A 14,807-nucleotide genomic window follows, 5' to 3' on the forward strand; every position below is an offset into this window, starting at 1 on the left:
GGGTCAGGTGATGCGGATCGGCTTGACGATGTCGGCGTAGATCAGCAGGGCGCTCATCGCCAGCAGCCCGATGGCCACCGCGTAGGCCACGGGCAAGGCCTTGGCGGTATCGACCGGGCCGGGGTCGGGACGCCCGCGGAACCGGGCCGCGGTGCGCTTGAGCCCCTCCCAGAGGGCGCCGGCGATGTGGCCGCCGTCCAGCGGGAGCAGAGGGATGAGGTTGAAGACGAACAGCGCCATGTTCAGGGAGGCGATGAGCGAGACCAGCCACCACAGCTTGTCGGTGGTGGTGTCCCCGGGCATCAGGCCGGACTGGCTCACGTCCCCGGCCACGCGGCCGGCGCCGACGACCGACATCGGGCCCTCGACATCGCGCTCGTCGGGGCCGAAGGCCGCGTTGGCCACGTTGACCAGGTGCACCGGGAGGGTCACCACGATGCCCGCGGTGCGCTTGAACATGTCGTACACCACACCGGGGACCTCGCTGACCGGCTGGCGCTCGTAGAGGACCGAGCCGGAGGCGCCCAGGAAGGACAGCTCCCGCATCACCGGCTCCCCCGCCTCGTCCAGCTCCACCGAGCCGTCGGCCCCGATGACGGGCCGCTCCCGCACGACCAGGTCGGCGGTCAGCGTCTCCTGCTGCCCGTCCCGGTCGATCACGAAGGTCGCCCGGTCGCCGGCGTTCTGGATCGCGTAGCTGGCCTCGGACCAGGTCGTGACCTCCTCGCCGTTCACGGACAGGATGCGATCCCCGACCTGCAGACCCGCGGCCAGGGCCGGCGAGGGCGGCTGGCTCTCGCAGCTGACGTCGGTGACGTCGTCGTTGACGCAGGCCTGCACGTTGCTCAGAGTGGGGGTCAGGTCCGAGGGCACGCCGTGCACGGTCAGGACCAGGCCCATCAGGCCGGCGGCCAGCACCAGGTTCATCACCGGTCCGCCGGCCATGATGACCAGCCGCTTCCAGACCGGCAGCCGGTAGAACACCCGGTCGTCGTCGTCGGGGCCGACCTCCTCCAGTGAGTCGGCCCGCGCCTGCTCGACCATCTGGTGGAAGGGGTTGGAGCTGCTCGCCCGGACGCGACCGTCCCGACCGGGCGGGAACATCCCGATCATCCGGACGTAGCCGCCCAGCGGGACGGCCTTGATGCCGTACTCCGTCTCCCCTCGGCGGGTGGACCACAGGGTCCGGCCGAAGCCCACCATGTACTGGGTGCACCGGACCCGGAAGGCCTTGGCCGGCAGCAGGTGGCCGATCTCGTGCAGCGCGATGGAGACGGCGATGCCGAGCACCATGATGAGCACACCGATGAGGTAGAGCATGGCCCCTCCTGGTCAGGTCCTGCGCGCGTGGGTGATGCGGGAGGCCGCGGCCTCGCGGGCCCAGGCGTCGGCCGCGAGCACCTGGTCCACGTCAAGGTCAACCGACGAGGACGACGTGGGGTTCCCCGCGTGCTCCTCGACCACGGCGGCGACGGTGTCGACGATGCCGGTGAAGGGCAGCCGCCCGTCGTGAAAGGCGTCGACGCAGACCTCGTTGGCCGCGTTGTAGACGGCCGGGTAGGTGCCGCCCTCCCGCCCGACCTGCTCGGCCAGGCGCACCGCCGGGAACGCCTCGTCGTCGAGGGGGTAGAACTCCCAGGTCGAGGCCTGGCTCCAGTCGCAGGCGGGGGCGACGTCGGTGAGCCGGTCCGGCCAGGACAGGCCCAGCCCGATCGGGATGTGCATGGTCGGCGGGGAGGCCTGCAGGATCGTCGACCCGTCGTGGAACTCCACCATGGAGTGCACGACCGACTGCGGGTGGACCACCACCTCGATGGCCTCGAAGGGGACGTCGAAGAGCAGGTGGGCCTCGATCACCTCCAGGCCCTTGTTGACCAGGGTCGCCGAGTTCGTGGTGACGACCCGTCCCATGTCCCAGGTGGGGTGGGCAAGGGCCTGCCGGGGCGTGACGTCATGCAGCTGGTCTCGGGTCATCCCCCTGAACGGTCCCCCGCTGGCGGTGACGACGAGGCGGCGCACCTCCTCGCGCCGGCCCCCGCGCAGGCTCTGTGCGATCGCGCTGTGCTCGGAGTCGACAGGCACGATCTGGCCGGGTGCGGCGGCGCGACGCACGACCGGGCCCCCCACGATGAGCGACTCCTTGTTGGCCAGCGCCAGAGAGCTGCCCGCGGCCAGGGCCGCCAGGGTAGGGCGCAGCCCGATGCTGCCGGTGATGCCGTTGAGCACCACGTCGGCGCCGTTCCCGGCGACCTCCGACACCGCCTCCGGGCCGCTGCGCACCTCGGGCCGGTATGCCGTGCGCCCCGCCTCCCGCGCCGCCTCCCCGATGGCCTCGGTCAGCTCCTCCGCAGCGTCGTCGCGGGCCACCGCCACGACCTCGACCTGCAGCTGCACCGCCTGTCGCGCCAACAACCCCAGGTCACCGCCCCCGGCGGCCAGGGCGCGCACCACGAACCGGTCCGGGTGGTTCTCGATCACCTCGACGGCCTGGGTGCCGATCGAGCCGGTCGAGCCGAGCAGGGTCAGGGTACGGACACTCACCCCGCCATTGTGCCCCCTCCCGGGACGCCCACCACGTCCTGCACCCAGGAGGTCGCCACCTCACCGACCCATCCCGGCCCGACCGGTGAGAGCCGCAGCAGTCCCAGGCCGGACGGTGTCGGCCCCGCCCAGCAGCCCCCAGGGCCGAGCGCCACCAGGTGGCCGGTCGCCTCGTGCTGCGGGCGCACCATCGTCAGCTCGGCCAGGACCGTCGGGTGGTGCAGCAGCGCCGGCAGCAGCACGGACGCGTCGGCCGCGCCGGGCCGGGCAGCCGCGCCCGCCAGGTCGGCGGTCACCTCCGGGCCGTCGCCGGCCCTGGCGTCCGCCGGGACCAGCATCTCGGTCACGGCGGCGACCAGGCGGTCCGCGCTCAGCATGAGGTCGAGGCCGTGCAGCCCCTCCGGATGGACGTCCTCGACGACCCCGCCCTGAGGTACCAGGTGCAGCAGCCGCACGTCCCGTCGGCCGTCCCCCACGAGCCGCTCGACCACGACCAGGGCCGCCGCTGCCAACCGCACGTCCAGGAGGGTCTGCAGGAGCCGCCCGAGGTCGGTGTCCTCGGGCAGTCCGCCGTCCGTGGTGAGCAGTCCGCGAGCGACGAGGGACCACCGTGCCTGGCTCCATCCCGCGTCGTTCGGCTCCGCACCCGTCGGTCCCGCGTCCACCGGTCCGGTGTCGGGGACCTCCTCGCTGCCCGTGAAGCCCGGCGCGCTGGCCTGCGCGGACAGACCGCGGGCGTGAGCCTCCTCGAGCACCGTGAGCTCCACGGCCGTGAGCACGAGCGCCGGGCCGAGCGATCGGTGCTGGGCCGTTCCCGCCAGGTGCCCGTCGGCCGCACCCGCTCTGGTGCGGTCGACCTCGTCCGCGTCCTGGATTTCCTCCTTCTCGACCTCGCGGTCCTGGGCGTCGTCGCTCACGGGATCCCCGGCAGCCGCGGCCAGGTGCCCACCCGTAGCGGCGGCAGGATCGGAGGCAGCGGCACCGCGGGCAGGCGGACGGGCTCACCGACCTGGCGCCATCGTTCGCGCAGCCACTCGATGTCCGGGAGCCGCTCCAGGACGGGGCCGAGGGTGTCCAGCACATCGATCCGTGGCCGGGGGCCGCTCGGGGTCACCTGCCAGGTCCGGGCCTCGCGCAGCATGGTGAGGTGCTCGGCCACCCGGAGGTACGCGCGGGCGCGCAGCTCGTCCAGCTTGCGGTCGACCAGGACCGCTCCCTCCGCCGCCTGCCGGGCGTAGCGCAGCACGGCGCCCCGGTTGTCCCAGACCAGGTTGCCAGCCGTCCACGCCTGGTAGGCGGAGACGGCGGTGATGCCGGCGAGACCCAGCGGTGGCAGGGCCAGACCGAGCACCATGAGTGGACCGCCCACGAGGGCGCCGCCCGCGAGGAACCGGGTGACGTCGCCGCGCCAGCCGGGGTAGCCGCCACCGGTACGCACGTCGTCCAGTGCCCCCAGGTAGGTCAGCACCCATCCCACCGGGCCGGGGACGAACTTGGCCTTGCGCACCAGCGTCCAGTCCTTGCCGCGCCCGGGCTTGCCGGTCGTCAGCTGACGCAACCAGACCCGGGCCCGTCGCAGCGCCAGGTCACGCAGTGGTGCCGAACGCTGCCACCGTGCCCGGGCCAGGGCGATCGCGGTCGCGGTGGTGAGCCCGGCGGAGCGCACGCTCGTCCAGGCCTTCGTCGCCGCCTGCAGAACGGGCTGCAGCACCTGTCGGGCCTGCTCCAGCTCGGTGACCACCGACCACGCCGTCGAGACGACGGCGACGACGTCCTGCTCGGCGGCCCGCCACTCCTGCTCGGCCTCCCCCACCAGGCACTGGGCCAGGACCAGCTCCTGCTCGACCTGCTGCAGCCGGCGTCGCCACACCTGCTCCAGGTGCGGCTCGGGCGGGGGGCCGGCTGCCCGCAGCGCGGTCAGCTCTGCGCGGCAGTCGTCCACCCGGCGTGTCCAGGCGCGCACGCGGTCCCCAGCTGACGCTGCCACCTCGGCCGCGCGGTCCAGCGCGTCCGCCGCTGCCCGACCGGGGCGTGCGGTCACTCGCACCAGCTCGCGCACGACGGCGGCCCGGGACTGCTGCTCCAGGGCGGCCAGCCCGGTCCACGTCTGGCCCAGGTCGGCCACCTCCTGCCGAGCCCGGTCGGCGAGCTCCTCCACCTGCTCCCCGACCCCACGCAGCAACCGACCCGCCTGGCGCAGCTCGTCGGGTCGCACGAGCAGCACCGGGCTCAGCCCGCCGGCCGCCGGGACGGCGGCGGCCGTAGCGCCAGCACCGCCTGAGGCCGCCCCGTGGTCCAGGCTCACGGCGCACCCCCGCCCACCGGCAGGCGGAACGCCCGGGCCGTCAGCAGCTCAGCCGTCCGGTAGAGCTCGGCGGCCTCCAGCGTCGCCCGCGCCAGGTCGCGCCCGTGCAGGGCGACCCTGACCATCCCGCCCTGCCACTGGCGGGCAGCCGCCTCGGCCGTCACGGCCAACGTCCCTCGGCCCGCCGCATCGGCCGCGGCTCGAAGCGCCTGCGCCAGGGCACCGCCGGCCCGCTCCAGGTCGTCGTGCAGAGCGCTCAGCTGCGTCGCGGCGGCGGCCACCCGGTCTGCGTCCACGCGCACGGCATACCCCATCGGATCCCCCTCGGGTCGGGCCGGACGCACCACGCGCCCGGCTCACCCCGACAGTAGGCACCCGGCCGCGACCCTGCTGGGGGTTATCCACAGGAGACGGGGTTCAGCCGCGCCGCAGCACCTGCTCCAGGGCGTCGAGCACCGAGCGATCCTCGATCGTGGACGGGACCATCGCCTCCTGACCGTCCGCCATCTGCCGCATCGTCTTGCGCAGGATCTTGCCGGAGCGGGTCTTCGGCAGGGCGTCGACGACGTCCACCTGGCGCAGCGCGGCGACGGCCCCGACCTCGTCGCGCACCCGCTGCACGAGCTCGGCCTGCAGCTGTTCCCTGCCCGCGTCGTCGAGGTCGATCCCGGCCTTGAGCACGACGAGCGCCCGCGGCACCTGCCCCTTGAGGGGGTCGTTGACCCCGATCACGGCACACTCGGCGACCGCAGGGTGCCCGGAGAGCGCCTCCTCCAGCGAGCCGGTGGACAGGCGGTGACCGGCGACGTTCAGCACGTCGTCGGTCCGGCCCATGACGTAGACGTAGCCGTCCTCGTCGACGAAACCTCCGTCACCGGACAGGTAGTAGCCGTCGAAGGCCGACAGGTAGGAGGACACGTAGCGGTCGTCGTCCTGCCACAGCGTGGGCAGGGTGCCCGGCGGCAGGGGAAGCCGCAGGCAGATGGCGCCCTCGGTGCCGGCCGGCACCGGGTCGCCCTTCTCGTCCAGGACCTGCACGTCATAGCCGGCCGTGGGCAGGGTCGGGCTGCCGGGCTTGATCTCGAAGGTCGCCCCCTCCGGGCCGAGCGGGTTGATCGCGATCGGCCACCCGGTCTCGGTCTGCCACCAGTTGTCGATGACCGGCACCCTGAGGTGCTCGGTGGCCCACTGCCAGGTGTCCGGGTCGAGGCGCTCGCCGGCCAGGAAGAGCGCCCGCAGCGAGCTCAGGTCGTGGTCGCCGATGAGCTCCCCACGCGGGTCCTGCTTCTTGATCGCGCGGATCGCCGTGGGTGCGGTGAACGCCGCCACCACGCCGTGCTCCTGGATCATCCGCCAGTACACCCCGGCGTCCGGGGTCCCGACCGGCTTGCCCTCGAACAGGACCGTGGTGGCGCCGGTCAGCAGCGGCGCGTAGACGATGTAGGAGTGGCCGACCACCCAGCCGACGTCCGAGCCGCACAACCAGGTGTCTCCCGGCTGCACGCCGTAGAGGTTGGTCATCGACCAGCGCAGGGCGACGGCATATCCGCCGCTGTCGCGGACGATCCCCTTGGGCTTCCCGGTCGTGCCTGAGGTGTAGAGGATGTAGAGGGGGTGGGTCGCCTCGACGGGGACCACCCCCGCCGGTGCGACGGCGTCCGGGTGCATGACCTGCTTCCAGTCCAGGTCCCGCTCGCCCAGCTCGGCGATCAGCTGCTCCCGCTGCAGGATCACGCAGTGGTCCGGCTTGTGCGCCGAACGCTCGATCGCCTCGTCCAGCATGGGCTTGTAGGGCACCACCCGGCTGGGCTCGACCCCGCAGCTGGCCGAGACGACGACCTTGGGGGCGGCGTCCTCGATCCGGGCGGCCAGCTCGGCCGGCGCGAAGCCGCCGAAGACCACGGAGTGCACCGCCCCGATGCGGGCAGCGGCCAGCATGGCGATGACGGCCTCCGGCACCATCGGCATGTAGATGACCACGCGGTCGCCCTTGGTGACGCCCAGGTCGCGCAGCACGCCGGCGAACCGGGCGACGAGGTCCAGCAGCTCGGCATAGGTGTAGCTCCTCTTGCTGCCGGTGACCGGGCTGTCGTAGATGAGCGCGAGCTGGTCCGCACGGCCGTGCACGACGTGCCGGTCGAGAGCGTTGAAGCAGACGTTGAGGCGGCCCCCGGTGAACCATCGGTAGAAGGGCGGGTTCGTCTCGTCCAGCACCTGGGTCGGGCGGGTGACCCAGTCGACGAGACCTGCTGCCTCCCCCCAGAACGCGCTCGGGTCGGCCAACGACTGGGCCATGGTGTCGCGGTAGCTCTTCTGGGCGTCGGTGCTCATGGCTCCATCCAACACCCGGCCCCGAACGTGCGGAAGAGGGGTCCGGTGAGGCTCGCCGGGCGGCACGGGTCGCGCGCCGGACGGCCCCGCCGGCCCGTCGGTCGGGGGGCGAGCAGTTCGAGGACCGACGGTGTCTAGGGTCGGTGTATGCCGCACGCCGAGCACCCCGTGTCCGATCGCTACTCCCGTGCACGGGTCGGGTCGTCCGGCGCACGCGGCGACGAGGTGCGCTACTACCGGGTCGAGCCGACCGGCCCTGCGGCGGGCCGGGAGGTGGAGGACGGCACGACCTGGCGGCGCCTGCTCGACTCCCCGGAGCCGCTGCACAACCTCCGGTTGCAGGGCCTGGACCTGACCCGCGACAAGGAGCTGCTGCTGACCAGGGACGACCTCACCGACATCGTCGTCCTCGGCGGGACCCTGGACCAGGAGGTGGAGGAGCACCTGCGCCGGCACGGCGCCATCGTCTTCCCTGCGGCGCCGCTGGCCCCCGTCGACCCCTACCGGGCCCGGCTCTACACCGCCCAGGAGCTGTATGCCGGGTTGGCCGAGGAGGGGTATGCCGCCACCCCCGACGCCCGGGCCTACCGCTGGTTCGAGGACGCGACGGTCAGGCACGACGCCTACGTGACCGTGCTGCGCGCCATTCACGACGACGCGATGTCCGACGCGCTCACCGCGACGGTGGAGGGCCGCAGGGTGGTCGGCGTGATGGGCGGGCACGCGCTGCGCCGGGGTACCGAGGAGTTCGCCGCAGCCGCCGTGCTGGGCCACCGTCTGGCCGCGGCAGGGTTCCTGGTCGTCACCGGTGGCGGGCCGGGCGCGATGGAGGCCGCCAACCTGGGCGCCTGGGCTCCCGACGAGGACGTCCTGGCCGACGCCCTGGTCAGGGTCGCCGAGGTGCCGGACTTCGCCCCGGACATCGCCGCCTGGGCGCGCCCGGCCCTCGACCTGCGGACGGGTGAGGGCCGGCCGGCCGGTCCGCGTCGGGTGCGCAGCCTCGGCATCCCGACCTGGTACTACGGGCACGAGCCGCCGAACGCCTTCGCCCAGCTCATCGCCAAGTTCTTCTCCAACGCACTGCGCGAGGACCTGTTGCTGGCGCACTCCAGGGACGGTCTGGTCGTGCTCCCCGGCGCGGCCGGCACCGTCCAGGAGGTCTTCCAGATGGCGACCCGGCTCTACTACGAGGTAGGTGCGGCTGAACGGACCCAGACGGCCCAGACGACGCAGAGGGCCCAGACGACGCAGACGACCCAGACGACTCTGCCCATGGCCCCTCTTGTCCTGGTCGGCCGCGACCACTGGACGAGGAAGCTCCCCGTCTGGCCCCTGCTGCAGGCGCTCGGTCAGGGCCGCCGGATGGAAGGGGCGCTGCACCTGGTCGACACCGTCGACGAGGCCGCGGCCCTGCTGCACGAGGTCCGTGCAGATGACGCACGGTAAGCGAATCGCTCATGCGAATCTATTGACTTTCGATAGATTCCTGTCGACACTGGTCGTATGAGCCACCGAGTCGTCATCACTGTCCTGCGCGTGCTCCTCGGGGTGGCCGTGGTGGTGATCCTCCTCCTGCAGGCCGTGTTCCTGCCCTGGCTCTCCGGCGAGATGGCCCGAGACCTTCCCGCGGAGGCGCACCTGCGCTGGCCCATCCTCACCCTTGCCGTCTTGGGCCTCGTCTGTGTCCAGGCCGTGATCGTGTGCACCATCAGGTTGCTGGGCTTCGTCCGCGACGGGAGGGTATTCACTCCTGGGGCACTGCGTTGGGTGGACGGCATCATCGGAGCCTTCGCGGCCGGTGGTCTGGTCTGCCTGGTGACGATCACCTACCAGTCGATGACGATCGCCGGTCCGCCGCTGTGGATGCTTGCCCTGTGGGCAGGGGTGCTCGCCGGAGCCGGTCTGGCGTTGCTGGTCTGGGTCATGCGTGCGCTGCTGGTGCAGGCCACGACGTTGCGGAGCGAGATGGAGATGGTGATCTGATGCCCATCGTCGTGCGCATCGACGTGGAGCTGGCCAGGCGGAAGATGTCTGTCGGGGAGTTCGCCGAGCGTGTCGGCATCACCCCGGCCAACGTGGCGGTCCTGAAGAACGGACGCGCCAAAGCGGTGCGCTTCACCACGCTGGAGAGGATGTGCGAGGTGCTGGGCTGTCAGCCCGGGGACCTTCTCGAGTGGGTGCCCGGCGACGCCGGCCACCAGGACCCCAGCTGAACGCGGGAGACCACCCGAGAGGGCGAACGGGTCGGACTCACCAGCACCTGACGCGGACGCGACCTGTCCGTGGCCGCACCTGCGCGGGCAGACGCGGCGCGTGCACCAGCACTAGCGTGACGTGGACCGCAGACCCGGTCGTCACTCTCAGGAGGCCACAGTGAGCACCGACATGAGCACCGACATGAGCACCGACATCGGCACCGGCCAGCCCGCGTGGGAGCCACCGTTGGCCGGCACGGACACGGAGCACGTGTTCGCGACGCTGGAGCGGCTGCGGGCGACCTTCCGGTGGAAGGCGGACGGTCTGGACGCCGAACAGCTGAAGGCGCGGGCCATCCCTACGTCCGAGCTGACCGTGGGCGGTCTGCTCAAGCACCTGGCCGTCTGCGAGGACGACGTCTTCTGCTGGCGGACCTCCGGCCGCCCGCCGGTCACCTGGCTGTCGGTGCCGGAGGAGGAGGCGGCGCACTGGCAGTTCACCGTCGGTGACGGGGAGACCGCCGAGCAGGTCTACGAGCTCTGGGCCGCAGCCGTGGGCCGATCCCGTGCCCGCCAGCAGGAGCTGCTGGACGGGGGCGGTCTGGACCTGCCCGGCCACCTCGAGTTCGGTGGGACCCGACCGAGCATCCGGCGCCACCTGCACGACCTCATCGAGGAGTACGGTCGGCACACCGGCCACATGGACCTGCTGCGCGAGGCCCTCGACGGCCGCGTCGGCGAGGACCCGCCGGCCGACTGGCCGATGCTGCCCTAGCCGACCCGGAGCGACCGGGCCGGGCCGCTAGACGGTGGCAGCCAGCTGCCCGCAGGCGCCGTCGATCTCCGAGCCACGGGTGTCGCGGACGGTGGTCGGGATGCCGTGGGCGAGCAGCCGCTCGACGAACTGCTGCTCGACCCCGCGCCGGGAGGCGGTCCACTTCGATCCGGGGGTCGGGTTCAGCGGGATGGGGTTGACGTGCACCCAGCCCCGGCCGCGGGCGTTCAGCTTCTCGCCCAGCAGGTCAGCCCGCCAGGCGTGGTCGTTGATGTCCCGGATGAGGGCGTACTCGATGGAGACGCGTCGACCGGTGGTGTCGAAGTAGCGTCGCGCCGCGTCCAGCGCCTCGTCGACCTTCCACCGGGTGTTGATCGGCACCAGCTCGTCGCGCAGCTCGTCGTCCGGGGCGTGCAGGGACAGCGCCAGGGTGACCGGGATGCCCTCCCGGCCCAGCTTGTCGATCGCCGGGACCAACCCGACGGTAGACATCGTCACCCCGCGGGCCGACATCCCGAGCCCCTCGGGCGAGGGGTCCACCAGGCGACGGATGGCGCCGATGGCCGCCTTGTAGTTCGCCAGCGCCTCGCCCATCCCCATGAAGACCACGTTGGAGACCCGCAGCGCCTCACGGGCATCACCTACACCGTGCCCGTCCACCTGCAGGCCGGGTCCGTCCTGCTGCTCGGGGGGCGCACCCAGCTCACCGGCCGGTGCGGCATCCTCCCCCGGTGCCTCGGCGAGGTCACCGTGCCGCAGCGTGCGCGCGGCGGCGACGACCTGTTCCACGATCTCGGCGGTGGACAGGTTGCGGGTGAGCCCGGCCTGGCCGGTCGCGCAGAACGGGCAGTTCATCCCGCAGCCGGCCTGGCTGGAGATGCACATCGTCACCCGTCCGGTGTACCGCATCAGCACCGACTCGACCATCGCGCCGTCGTGCAGCCGGTGCACCTGCTTGATGGTGGCGCCACCGTCGGCGGTCAGGGTGCGGACCGGGGTGAGCAGGGTGGGCAGGAGCCCGGAGACCAGCTCCTCACGGCCTGCCTTGGGCAGGTCGGTCATCTGGGCGGGGTCGGCGACTAGGCGCTCGAAGTAGTGCCGGCTGACCTGGTCGGCGCGAAAGCCCGGGATGCCCAGCTCCTGGGCCCAGGCCTTGCGTCCGGCCAGGTCGAGGTCGGCCAGGTGCTGGGGCGCCTTGCCCCGGCGGGGCGCGGTGAAGGTCAGCGCGCCGGGTGCCGGTCGGCTGCTGCTGGGGGCGGGCAGGTCGGTAGTCATCACCGACCAGTCTCTCAGACCAGGACGTGCAGCAGCGCCCAGCAGACGGTGGCGGTGATGAGCAGCGAGTCCAGCCGGTCCATGATCCCGCCGTGGCCGGGCAGCAGGCTGCCCATGTCCTTAATGCCCAGGTCGCGCTTGATCGACGACTCGGCCAGGTCGCCGATGGTGGCGAAGACGGCGGCGAACGCCCCCACGACCAGCCCGGCCCACCAGGCGCCGTCGAGCAGCAGCGCCACGCACGCCGCACCCACCACCGCGCTGGTCGCGACGGACCCGGAGAACCCCTCCCAGGACTTCTTCGGCGACAGCGACGGCGCCATGGGGGTCCGTCCCTTGAACACCCCGACGGCATACCCCCCGGTGTCGGAGGCGACGGTGACGAGGATGAAGGTGATGATGCGGCCGACGCCGTCCGGCTCGGCGAGCATCAGCGAGGTGATCGCCGCCAGCAGCGGCACGTAGGCGATGATGAAGACCCCGCCGGCGATGTCCCGCACGGCACCCTCGGGCGGACCGACCGCGCGCCACAGCAGGACTAGGGCGGCCGCCGCAGCGAAGCCCAGACCGAGCGCGTCCGCACCGCCCCAGAAGGCGAGCGGCACCAGTGCCGTCGACAGCAGCAGCGGCGGCAGGGGCGGGTGCACGCGTCCGTGGCGGATCGCGGCGGACAGCTCCCAGACCCCGACGACGGCGGCCGCGGTCACCACCAGGACGAAGGCCGGCTTCCAGAAGGCCAGGCTTGCCCCGATGAGCAGCAGCAGCGCCACCGCGACGGCGATGGCCGCCGGCAGGTTGCGCCCGGCCCGGGGTGTCCGCGCGGGCGCGGGGTCGGCGGGCCTGGGGGCAGGACGAGAGGCCGGGGACGCGTGCGCCACCGGCCTCTGTGTCTGGTCGTCCGTCATACCCGGACCGCCGCCACCGGGAGAGCCGCTCAGACCTCGAGCAGCTCGGCCTCCTTGACCTTGAGAATCTCATCGATCGCATCGACGCGGCTCTTGGTCAGCGCCTCGAGCTCCTTCTCCGCGCGGGTGCCCTCGTCCTCGCCGATCTCACCGTCCTTGACGGCCTTGTCGATCTGGTCCTTCGCGTGCCGCCGCACGTGCCGCACCGAGATCTTGGCGTCCTCACCCTTGGTGTGCGCGAGCTTGATGTACTCCTTGCGCCGCTCCTCCGTCAGCTGCGGCATGACGATCCGGATCGCGTTGCCGTCGTTGCTGGGGTTGGCCCCGAGGTCGGAGTCGCGCAGCGTCTTCTCGATCTCCCGCAGCGAGCCCTTGTCGTAGGGCGTGATGAGCAGCGTGCGCGCGTCCTGGACGGTGAAGCTGGCCAGCTGCTGCAGCGGGGTCGCCGCGCCGTAGTAGTCGACCTCGAGCCGGCTGAACATGCCGGGGTGGGCCCGGCCGGTGCGGATCGAGGACATGTCCTCCCGCGCCACCTCCAGCGCCTTGTCCATCTTCTCCTCGGCCTCCATGAGGGCCATCTCGACGACCTCGGACATGGTGGTGCTCCTTCGTGGGTATGCAGTGGTACGCGGTCCTGCGGGGTCTGCGTCCTGGACGCCTGCGGGCTTGTCAGCCGGCGGTGACCAGTGTCCCGATCTTCTCACCCTTGATCGCCTGGGTGATCGAGTCCTCGCCGTCGATGCCGAAGACCAGCATCGGCAGCTCGTTGTCCATGCACAGGCTGAACGCCGCGGCGTCGACCACGCGCAGGTTGCTGCTCAGCGCCTCGCTGAAGGTCAGCTCGTCGAGCTTGACCGCCTGGGGGTCGGCGTGGGGGTCGCCGGTGTAGACACCGTCCACCCCGTGCTTGCTCATCAGGACCGCGTCGCACTTGATCTCCAGGGCGCGCTGCGCCGAGACGGTGTCGGTGGAGAAGTACGGCATGCCGGCCCCTGCGCCGAAGATGACCACCCGTCCCTTCTCCAGGTGCCGGATGGCCTTGCGCGGGATGTAGGGCTCGGCAACCTGGCCCATGGTGATGGCGGTCTGGACGCGGGTGTCCACGCCCTCCTTCTCCAGGTAGTCCTGCAGCGCCAGGCAGTTCATCACGGTGCCCAGCATGCCCATGTAGTCGGCGCGTGAGCGCTCCATGCCCCGTTGCTGCAGCTGGGCGCCACGGAAGAAGTTGCCACCGCCCATGACGACCGCGATCTCCACACCCTCCGCGTGCGCCTTCGCGATCTGGCGCGCGATCCCTCTGACGACGTCCGGGTCCACTCCGACCTTGCCGCCGCCGAAGGCCTCGCCCGACAGCTTCAGCAGCACCCGGCGCCGCGAGTGGGGCGTGTCCGTGGCCGGGGGTGAGGTCGGGGAGTGCAGGGCGGCGGGTGCGGGCACGGTCGAGGTCATGCTGAGGGCCTCCAGGTGAGGGGTGCGGTCGCTCGATCCTGCCACACACCGTGCCCCGGACGGGCATCCGAGGAACCGGTCCGGCGACGGCTCGGGGACTGCTCCCGGGGACGCGGCAGGGCCCGCCGCAGCCGAGGCTGCGACGGGCCCTGCCGGACCTGCTGTCAGTCAGTCGTGCGACGCGCTCAGACGCCGACCTTGAACCGGGCGAAGCCGGTCACCTCGGCGCCGGCCTCCTTGGCGACCTGGCCGACGGACTTCTTGGCGTCCTTGGCGAACGCCTGGTCGAGCAGCACGTTCTCCTTGAAGAAGCCGTTGACGCGACCCTCGATGATCTTGGGCAGCGCCTGCTCCGGCTTGCCCTCCTCGCGGGCGGTCTCCTCGGCGATGCGACGCTCGTTCTCGACGGTCGTGCTGTCGATCTCGTCGCGGTTGAGCACGGTCGGCGCGAAAGCCGCGACGTGCATCGCGATGTCCCGGGCCACCTGCTGGTCGCCACCGGTGGTCGCCACCAGGACGCCGATCTGCGCGGGCAGGTCGGGCATGGTCTTGTGCAGGTAGCTCACGACCTGGTCACCCTCGACGCGGGCGACCCGACGGATCTCGATCTTCTCGCCGAGCCCGGCGTTGGCGTCGTCGACGATGTCCTTGACGGTCTTGCCGTCGAGCTCGGAGGCCAGCAGCGCCTCGGCGTCCGCGGCCTCGACCGCGACGGCCTGGGCCAGCAGCTGGTCGGCGAGCTCGCCGAACTTCGGGTTCTTCGCCACGAAGTCGGTCTCGCAGTTGACCTCGACCAGGGTGCCGACGCCGCCGTCGACGTGGGCCCGGACCAGGCCGTTGGAGGCCGAGCGGCCCTCGCGCTTGGTGACGCCCTTGAGGCCCTTGACGCGCAGGATGTCGGTCGCCTTGGCCAGGTCGCCCTCGGCTTCGTCGAGCGCCTTCTTGACGTCCATCATCCCGGCGCCGGTGGACTCGCGCAGGGACTTGATGTCAGCGGCGGTGTAGTTCGCAGCCATGTGTGGTGTCTCGCT

15 protein-coding genes are annotated in these 14,807 nt (G+C 72.0%); 4 read left to right on the forward strand and 11 right to left on the reverse strand.

The window, feature by feature from the left end; translation table 11 throughout:
• Positions 1 to 3 precede the first annotated feature (3 nt).
• The 6 genes from ESZ52_RS12235 to ESZ52_RS12260 all read right to left on the reverse strand — a co-directional run bounded on the left by ESZ52_RS12235 (position 4) and on the right by ESZ52_RS12260 (position 7,177).
• A complete protein-coding gene (locus tag ESZ52_RS12235; protein WP_131105170.1) occupies positions 4 to 1,320 on the reverse strand; it encodes a M50 family metallopeptidase in 1,317 nt (438 codons plus the stop codon).
• 12 nt (positions 1,321 to 1,332) lie between these two features.
• A complete protein-coding gene (gene dxr / locus ESZ52_RS12240) occupies positions 1,333 to 2,541 on the reverse strand; it encodes a 1-deoxy-D-xylulose-5-phosphate reductoisomerase (RefSeq protein WP_131105171.1) in 1,209 nt (402 codons plus the stop codon).
• Positions 2,538 to 3,458, reverse strand: coding sequence for a hypothetical protein (locus ESZ52_RS12245; protein ID WP_131105172.1), 921 nt, complete (start codon positions 3,456 to 3,458; stop codon positions 2,538 to 2,540). The genes dxr and ESZ52_RS12245 overlap by 4 nt, the downstream gene beginning before the upstream one ends.
• On the reverse strand, positions 3,455 to 4,846 hold the full coding sequence (locus tag ESZ52_RS12250; protein WP_131105173.1) for a WXG100 family type VII secretion target: 1,392 nt from the start codon (positions 4,844 to 4,846) through the stop codon (positions 3,455 to 3,457). The genes ESZ52_RS12245 and ESZ52_RS12250 overlap by 4 nt, the downstream gene beginning before the upstream one ends.
• Complete coding sequence (locus tag ESZ52_RS12255; protein WP_131105174.1) at positions 4,843 to 5,160, reverse strand: hypothetical protein; 318 nt, start codon at positions 5,158 to 5,160, stop codon at positions 4,843 to 4,845. Before ESZ52_RS12255 ends, ESZ52_RS12250 begins: the two co-directional genes overlap by 4 nt.
• Positions 5,161 to 5,263: 103 nt before the next feature.
• Positions 5,264 to 7,177, reverse strand: a complete 1,914-nt coding sequence (locus ESZ52_RS12260) for a propionyl-CoA synthetase (RefSeq protein ID WP_131105175.1) — start codon at positions 7,175 to 7,177, stop codon at positions 5,264 to 5,266.
• 147 nt (positions 7,178 to 7,324) lie between these two features.
• On the opposite strand from ESZ52_RS12260, the gene ESZ52_RS12265 reads away from it, so the two are divergent.
• The 4 genes from ESZ52_RS12265 to ESZ52_RS12280 all read left to right on the forward strand — a co-directional run bounded on the left by ESZ52_RS12265 (position 7,325) and on the right by ESZ52_RS12280 (position 10,147).
• On the forward strand, positions 7,325 to 8,623 hold the full coding sequence (locus tag ESZ52_RS12265; RefSeq protein WP_131105176.1) for an LOG family protein: 1,299 nt from the start codon (positions 7,325 to 7,327) through the stop codon (positions 8,621 to 8,623).
• Between the two features lie 57 nt (positions 8,624 to 8,680).
• Positions 8,681 to 9,160, forward strand: coding sequence for a DUF2975 domain-containing protein (locus ESZ52_RS12270; RefSeq protein ID WP_131105177.1), 480 nt, complete (start codon positions 8,681 to 8,683; stop codon positions 9,158 to 9,160).
• A complete protein-coding gene (locus ESZ52_RS12275; protein ID WP_131105178.1) occupies positions 9,160 to 9,390 on the forward strand; it encodes a helix-turn-helix domain-containing protein in 231 nt (76 codons plus the stop codon). The genes ESZ52_RS12270 and ESZ52_RS12275 overlap by 1 nt, the downstream gene beginning before the upstream one ends.
• A 172-nt stretch (positions 9,391 to 9,562) precedes the next feature.
• The gene (locus ESZ52_RS12280; RefSeq protein WP_238154531.1) at positions 9,563 to 10,147 is read left to right on the forward strand and encodes a mycothiol transferase; all 585 of its coding nucleotides are present in this window, start codon (positions 9,563 to 9,565) and stop codon (positions 10,145 to 10,147) included.
• A 27-nt stretch (positions 10,148 to 10,174) separates the two neighbouring features.
• On the opposite strand, the gene rlmN is transcribed toward ESZ52_RS12280, so the two are convergent.
• The 5 genes from rlmN to tsf form a co-directional block, all read right to left on the reverse strand.
• A complete protein-coding gene (gene rlmN, locus ESZ52_RS12285) occupies positions 10,175 to 11,422 on the reverse strand; it encodes a 23S rRNA (adenine(2503)-C(2))-methyltransferase RlmN (protein ID WP_131105179.1) in 1,248 nt (415 codons plus the stop codon).
• Positions 11,423 to 11,436: 14 nt separating this feature from the next.
• Positions 11,437 to 12,327: a phosphatidate cytidylyltransferase gene (locus ESZ52_RS12290; RefSeq protein ID WP_131105180.1), complete on the reverse strand. Its 891-nt coding sequence runs from the start codon at positions 12,325 to 12,327 to the stop codon at positions 11,437 to 11,439.
• Positions 12,328 to 12,356: 29 nt separating this feature from the next.
• Complete coding sequence (gene frr / locus ESZ52_RS12295; RefSeq protein WP_131105181.1) at positions 12,357 to 12,923, reverse strand: ribosome recycling factor; 567 nt, start codon at positions 12,921 to 12,923, stop codon at positions 12,357 to 12,359.
• A 73-nt stretch (positions 12,924 to 12,996) separates the two neighbouring features.
• Complete coding sequence (pyrH, locus tag ESZ52_RS12300; RefSeq protein WP_131105182.1) at positions 12,997 to 13,776, reverse strand: UMP kinase; 780 nt, start codon at positions 13,774 to 13,776, stop codon at positions 12,997 to 12,999.
• Between the two features lie 185 nt (positions 13,777 to 13,961).
• Positions 13,962 to 14,792, reverse strand: coding sequence for a translation elongation factor Ts (tsf, locus tag ESZ52_RS12305; protein WP_131105183.1), 831 nt, complete (start codon positions 14,790 to 14,792; stop codon positions 13,962 to 13,964).
• Positions 14,793 to 14,807 lie beyond the last annotated feature (15 nt).

Source organism: Ornithinimicrobium sufpigmenti (genome assembly GCF_004322775.1).
Lineage (GTDB): Bacteria > Actinomycetota > Actinomycetes > Actinomycetales > Dermatophilaceae > Ornithinicoccus > Ornithinicoccus sufpigmenti.

What these genes read in the sequence shown, in the direction of transcription:
- ESZ52_RS12255 (WP_131105174.1), bottom strand. Translation starts at nt 5,160, where the DNA reads ATGGGGTATGCCGTGCGCGTGGACGCAGACCGGGTGGCCGCCGCCGCG.
- ESZ52_RS12265 (WP_131105176.1), top strand. Translation starts at nt 7,325, where the DNA reads ATGCCGCACGCCGAGCACCCCGTGTCCGATCGCTACTCCCGTGCACGG.
- ESZ52_RS12260 (WP_131105175.1), bottom strand. Translation starts at nt 7,177, where the DNA reads ATGAGCACCGACGCCCAGAAGAGCTACCGCGACACCATGGCCCAGTCG.
- ESZ52_RS12290 (WP_131105180.1), bottom strand. Translation starts at nt 12,327, where the DNA reads ATGACGGACGACCAGACACAGAGGCCGGTGGCGCACGCGTCCCCGGCC.
- rlmN (WP_131105179.1), bottom strand. Translation starts at nt 11,422, where the DNA reads ATGACTACCGACCTGCCCGCCCCCAGCAGCAGCCGACCGGCACCCGGC.
- tsf (WP_131105183.1), bottom strand. Translation starts at nt 14,792, where the DNA reads ATGGCTGCGAACTACACCGCCGCTGACATCAAGTCCCTGCGCGAGTCC.
- ESZ52_RS12270 (WP_131105177.1), top strand. Translation starts at nt 8,681, where the DNA reads ATGAGCCACCGAGTCGTCATCACTGTCCTGCGCGTGCTCCTCGGGGTG.
- frr (WP_131105181.1), bottom strand. Translation starts at nt 12,923, where the DNA reads ATGTCCGAGGTCGTCGAGATGGCCCTCATGGAGGCCGAGGAGAAGATG.
- ESZ52_RS12275 (WP_131105178.1), top strand. Translation starts at nt 9,160, where the DNA reads ATGCCCATCGTCGTGCGCATCGACGTGGAGCTGGCCAGGCGGAAGATG.
- pyrH (WP_131105182.1), bottom strand. Translation starts at nt 13,776, where the DNA reads ATGACCTCGACCGTGCCCGCACCCGCCGCCCTGCACTCCCCGACCTCA.
- ESZ52_RS12280 (WP_238154531.1), top strand. Translation starts at nt 9,563, where the DNA reads ATGAGCACCGACATGAGCACCGACATCGGCACCGGCCAGCCCGCGTGG.
- ESZ52_RS12235 (WP_131105170.1), bottom strand. Translation starts at nt 1,320, where the DNA reads ATGCTCTACCTCATCGGTGTGCTCATCATGGTGCTCGGCATCGCCGTC.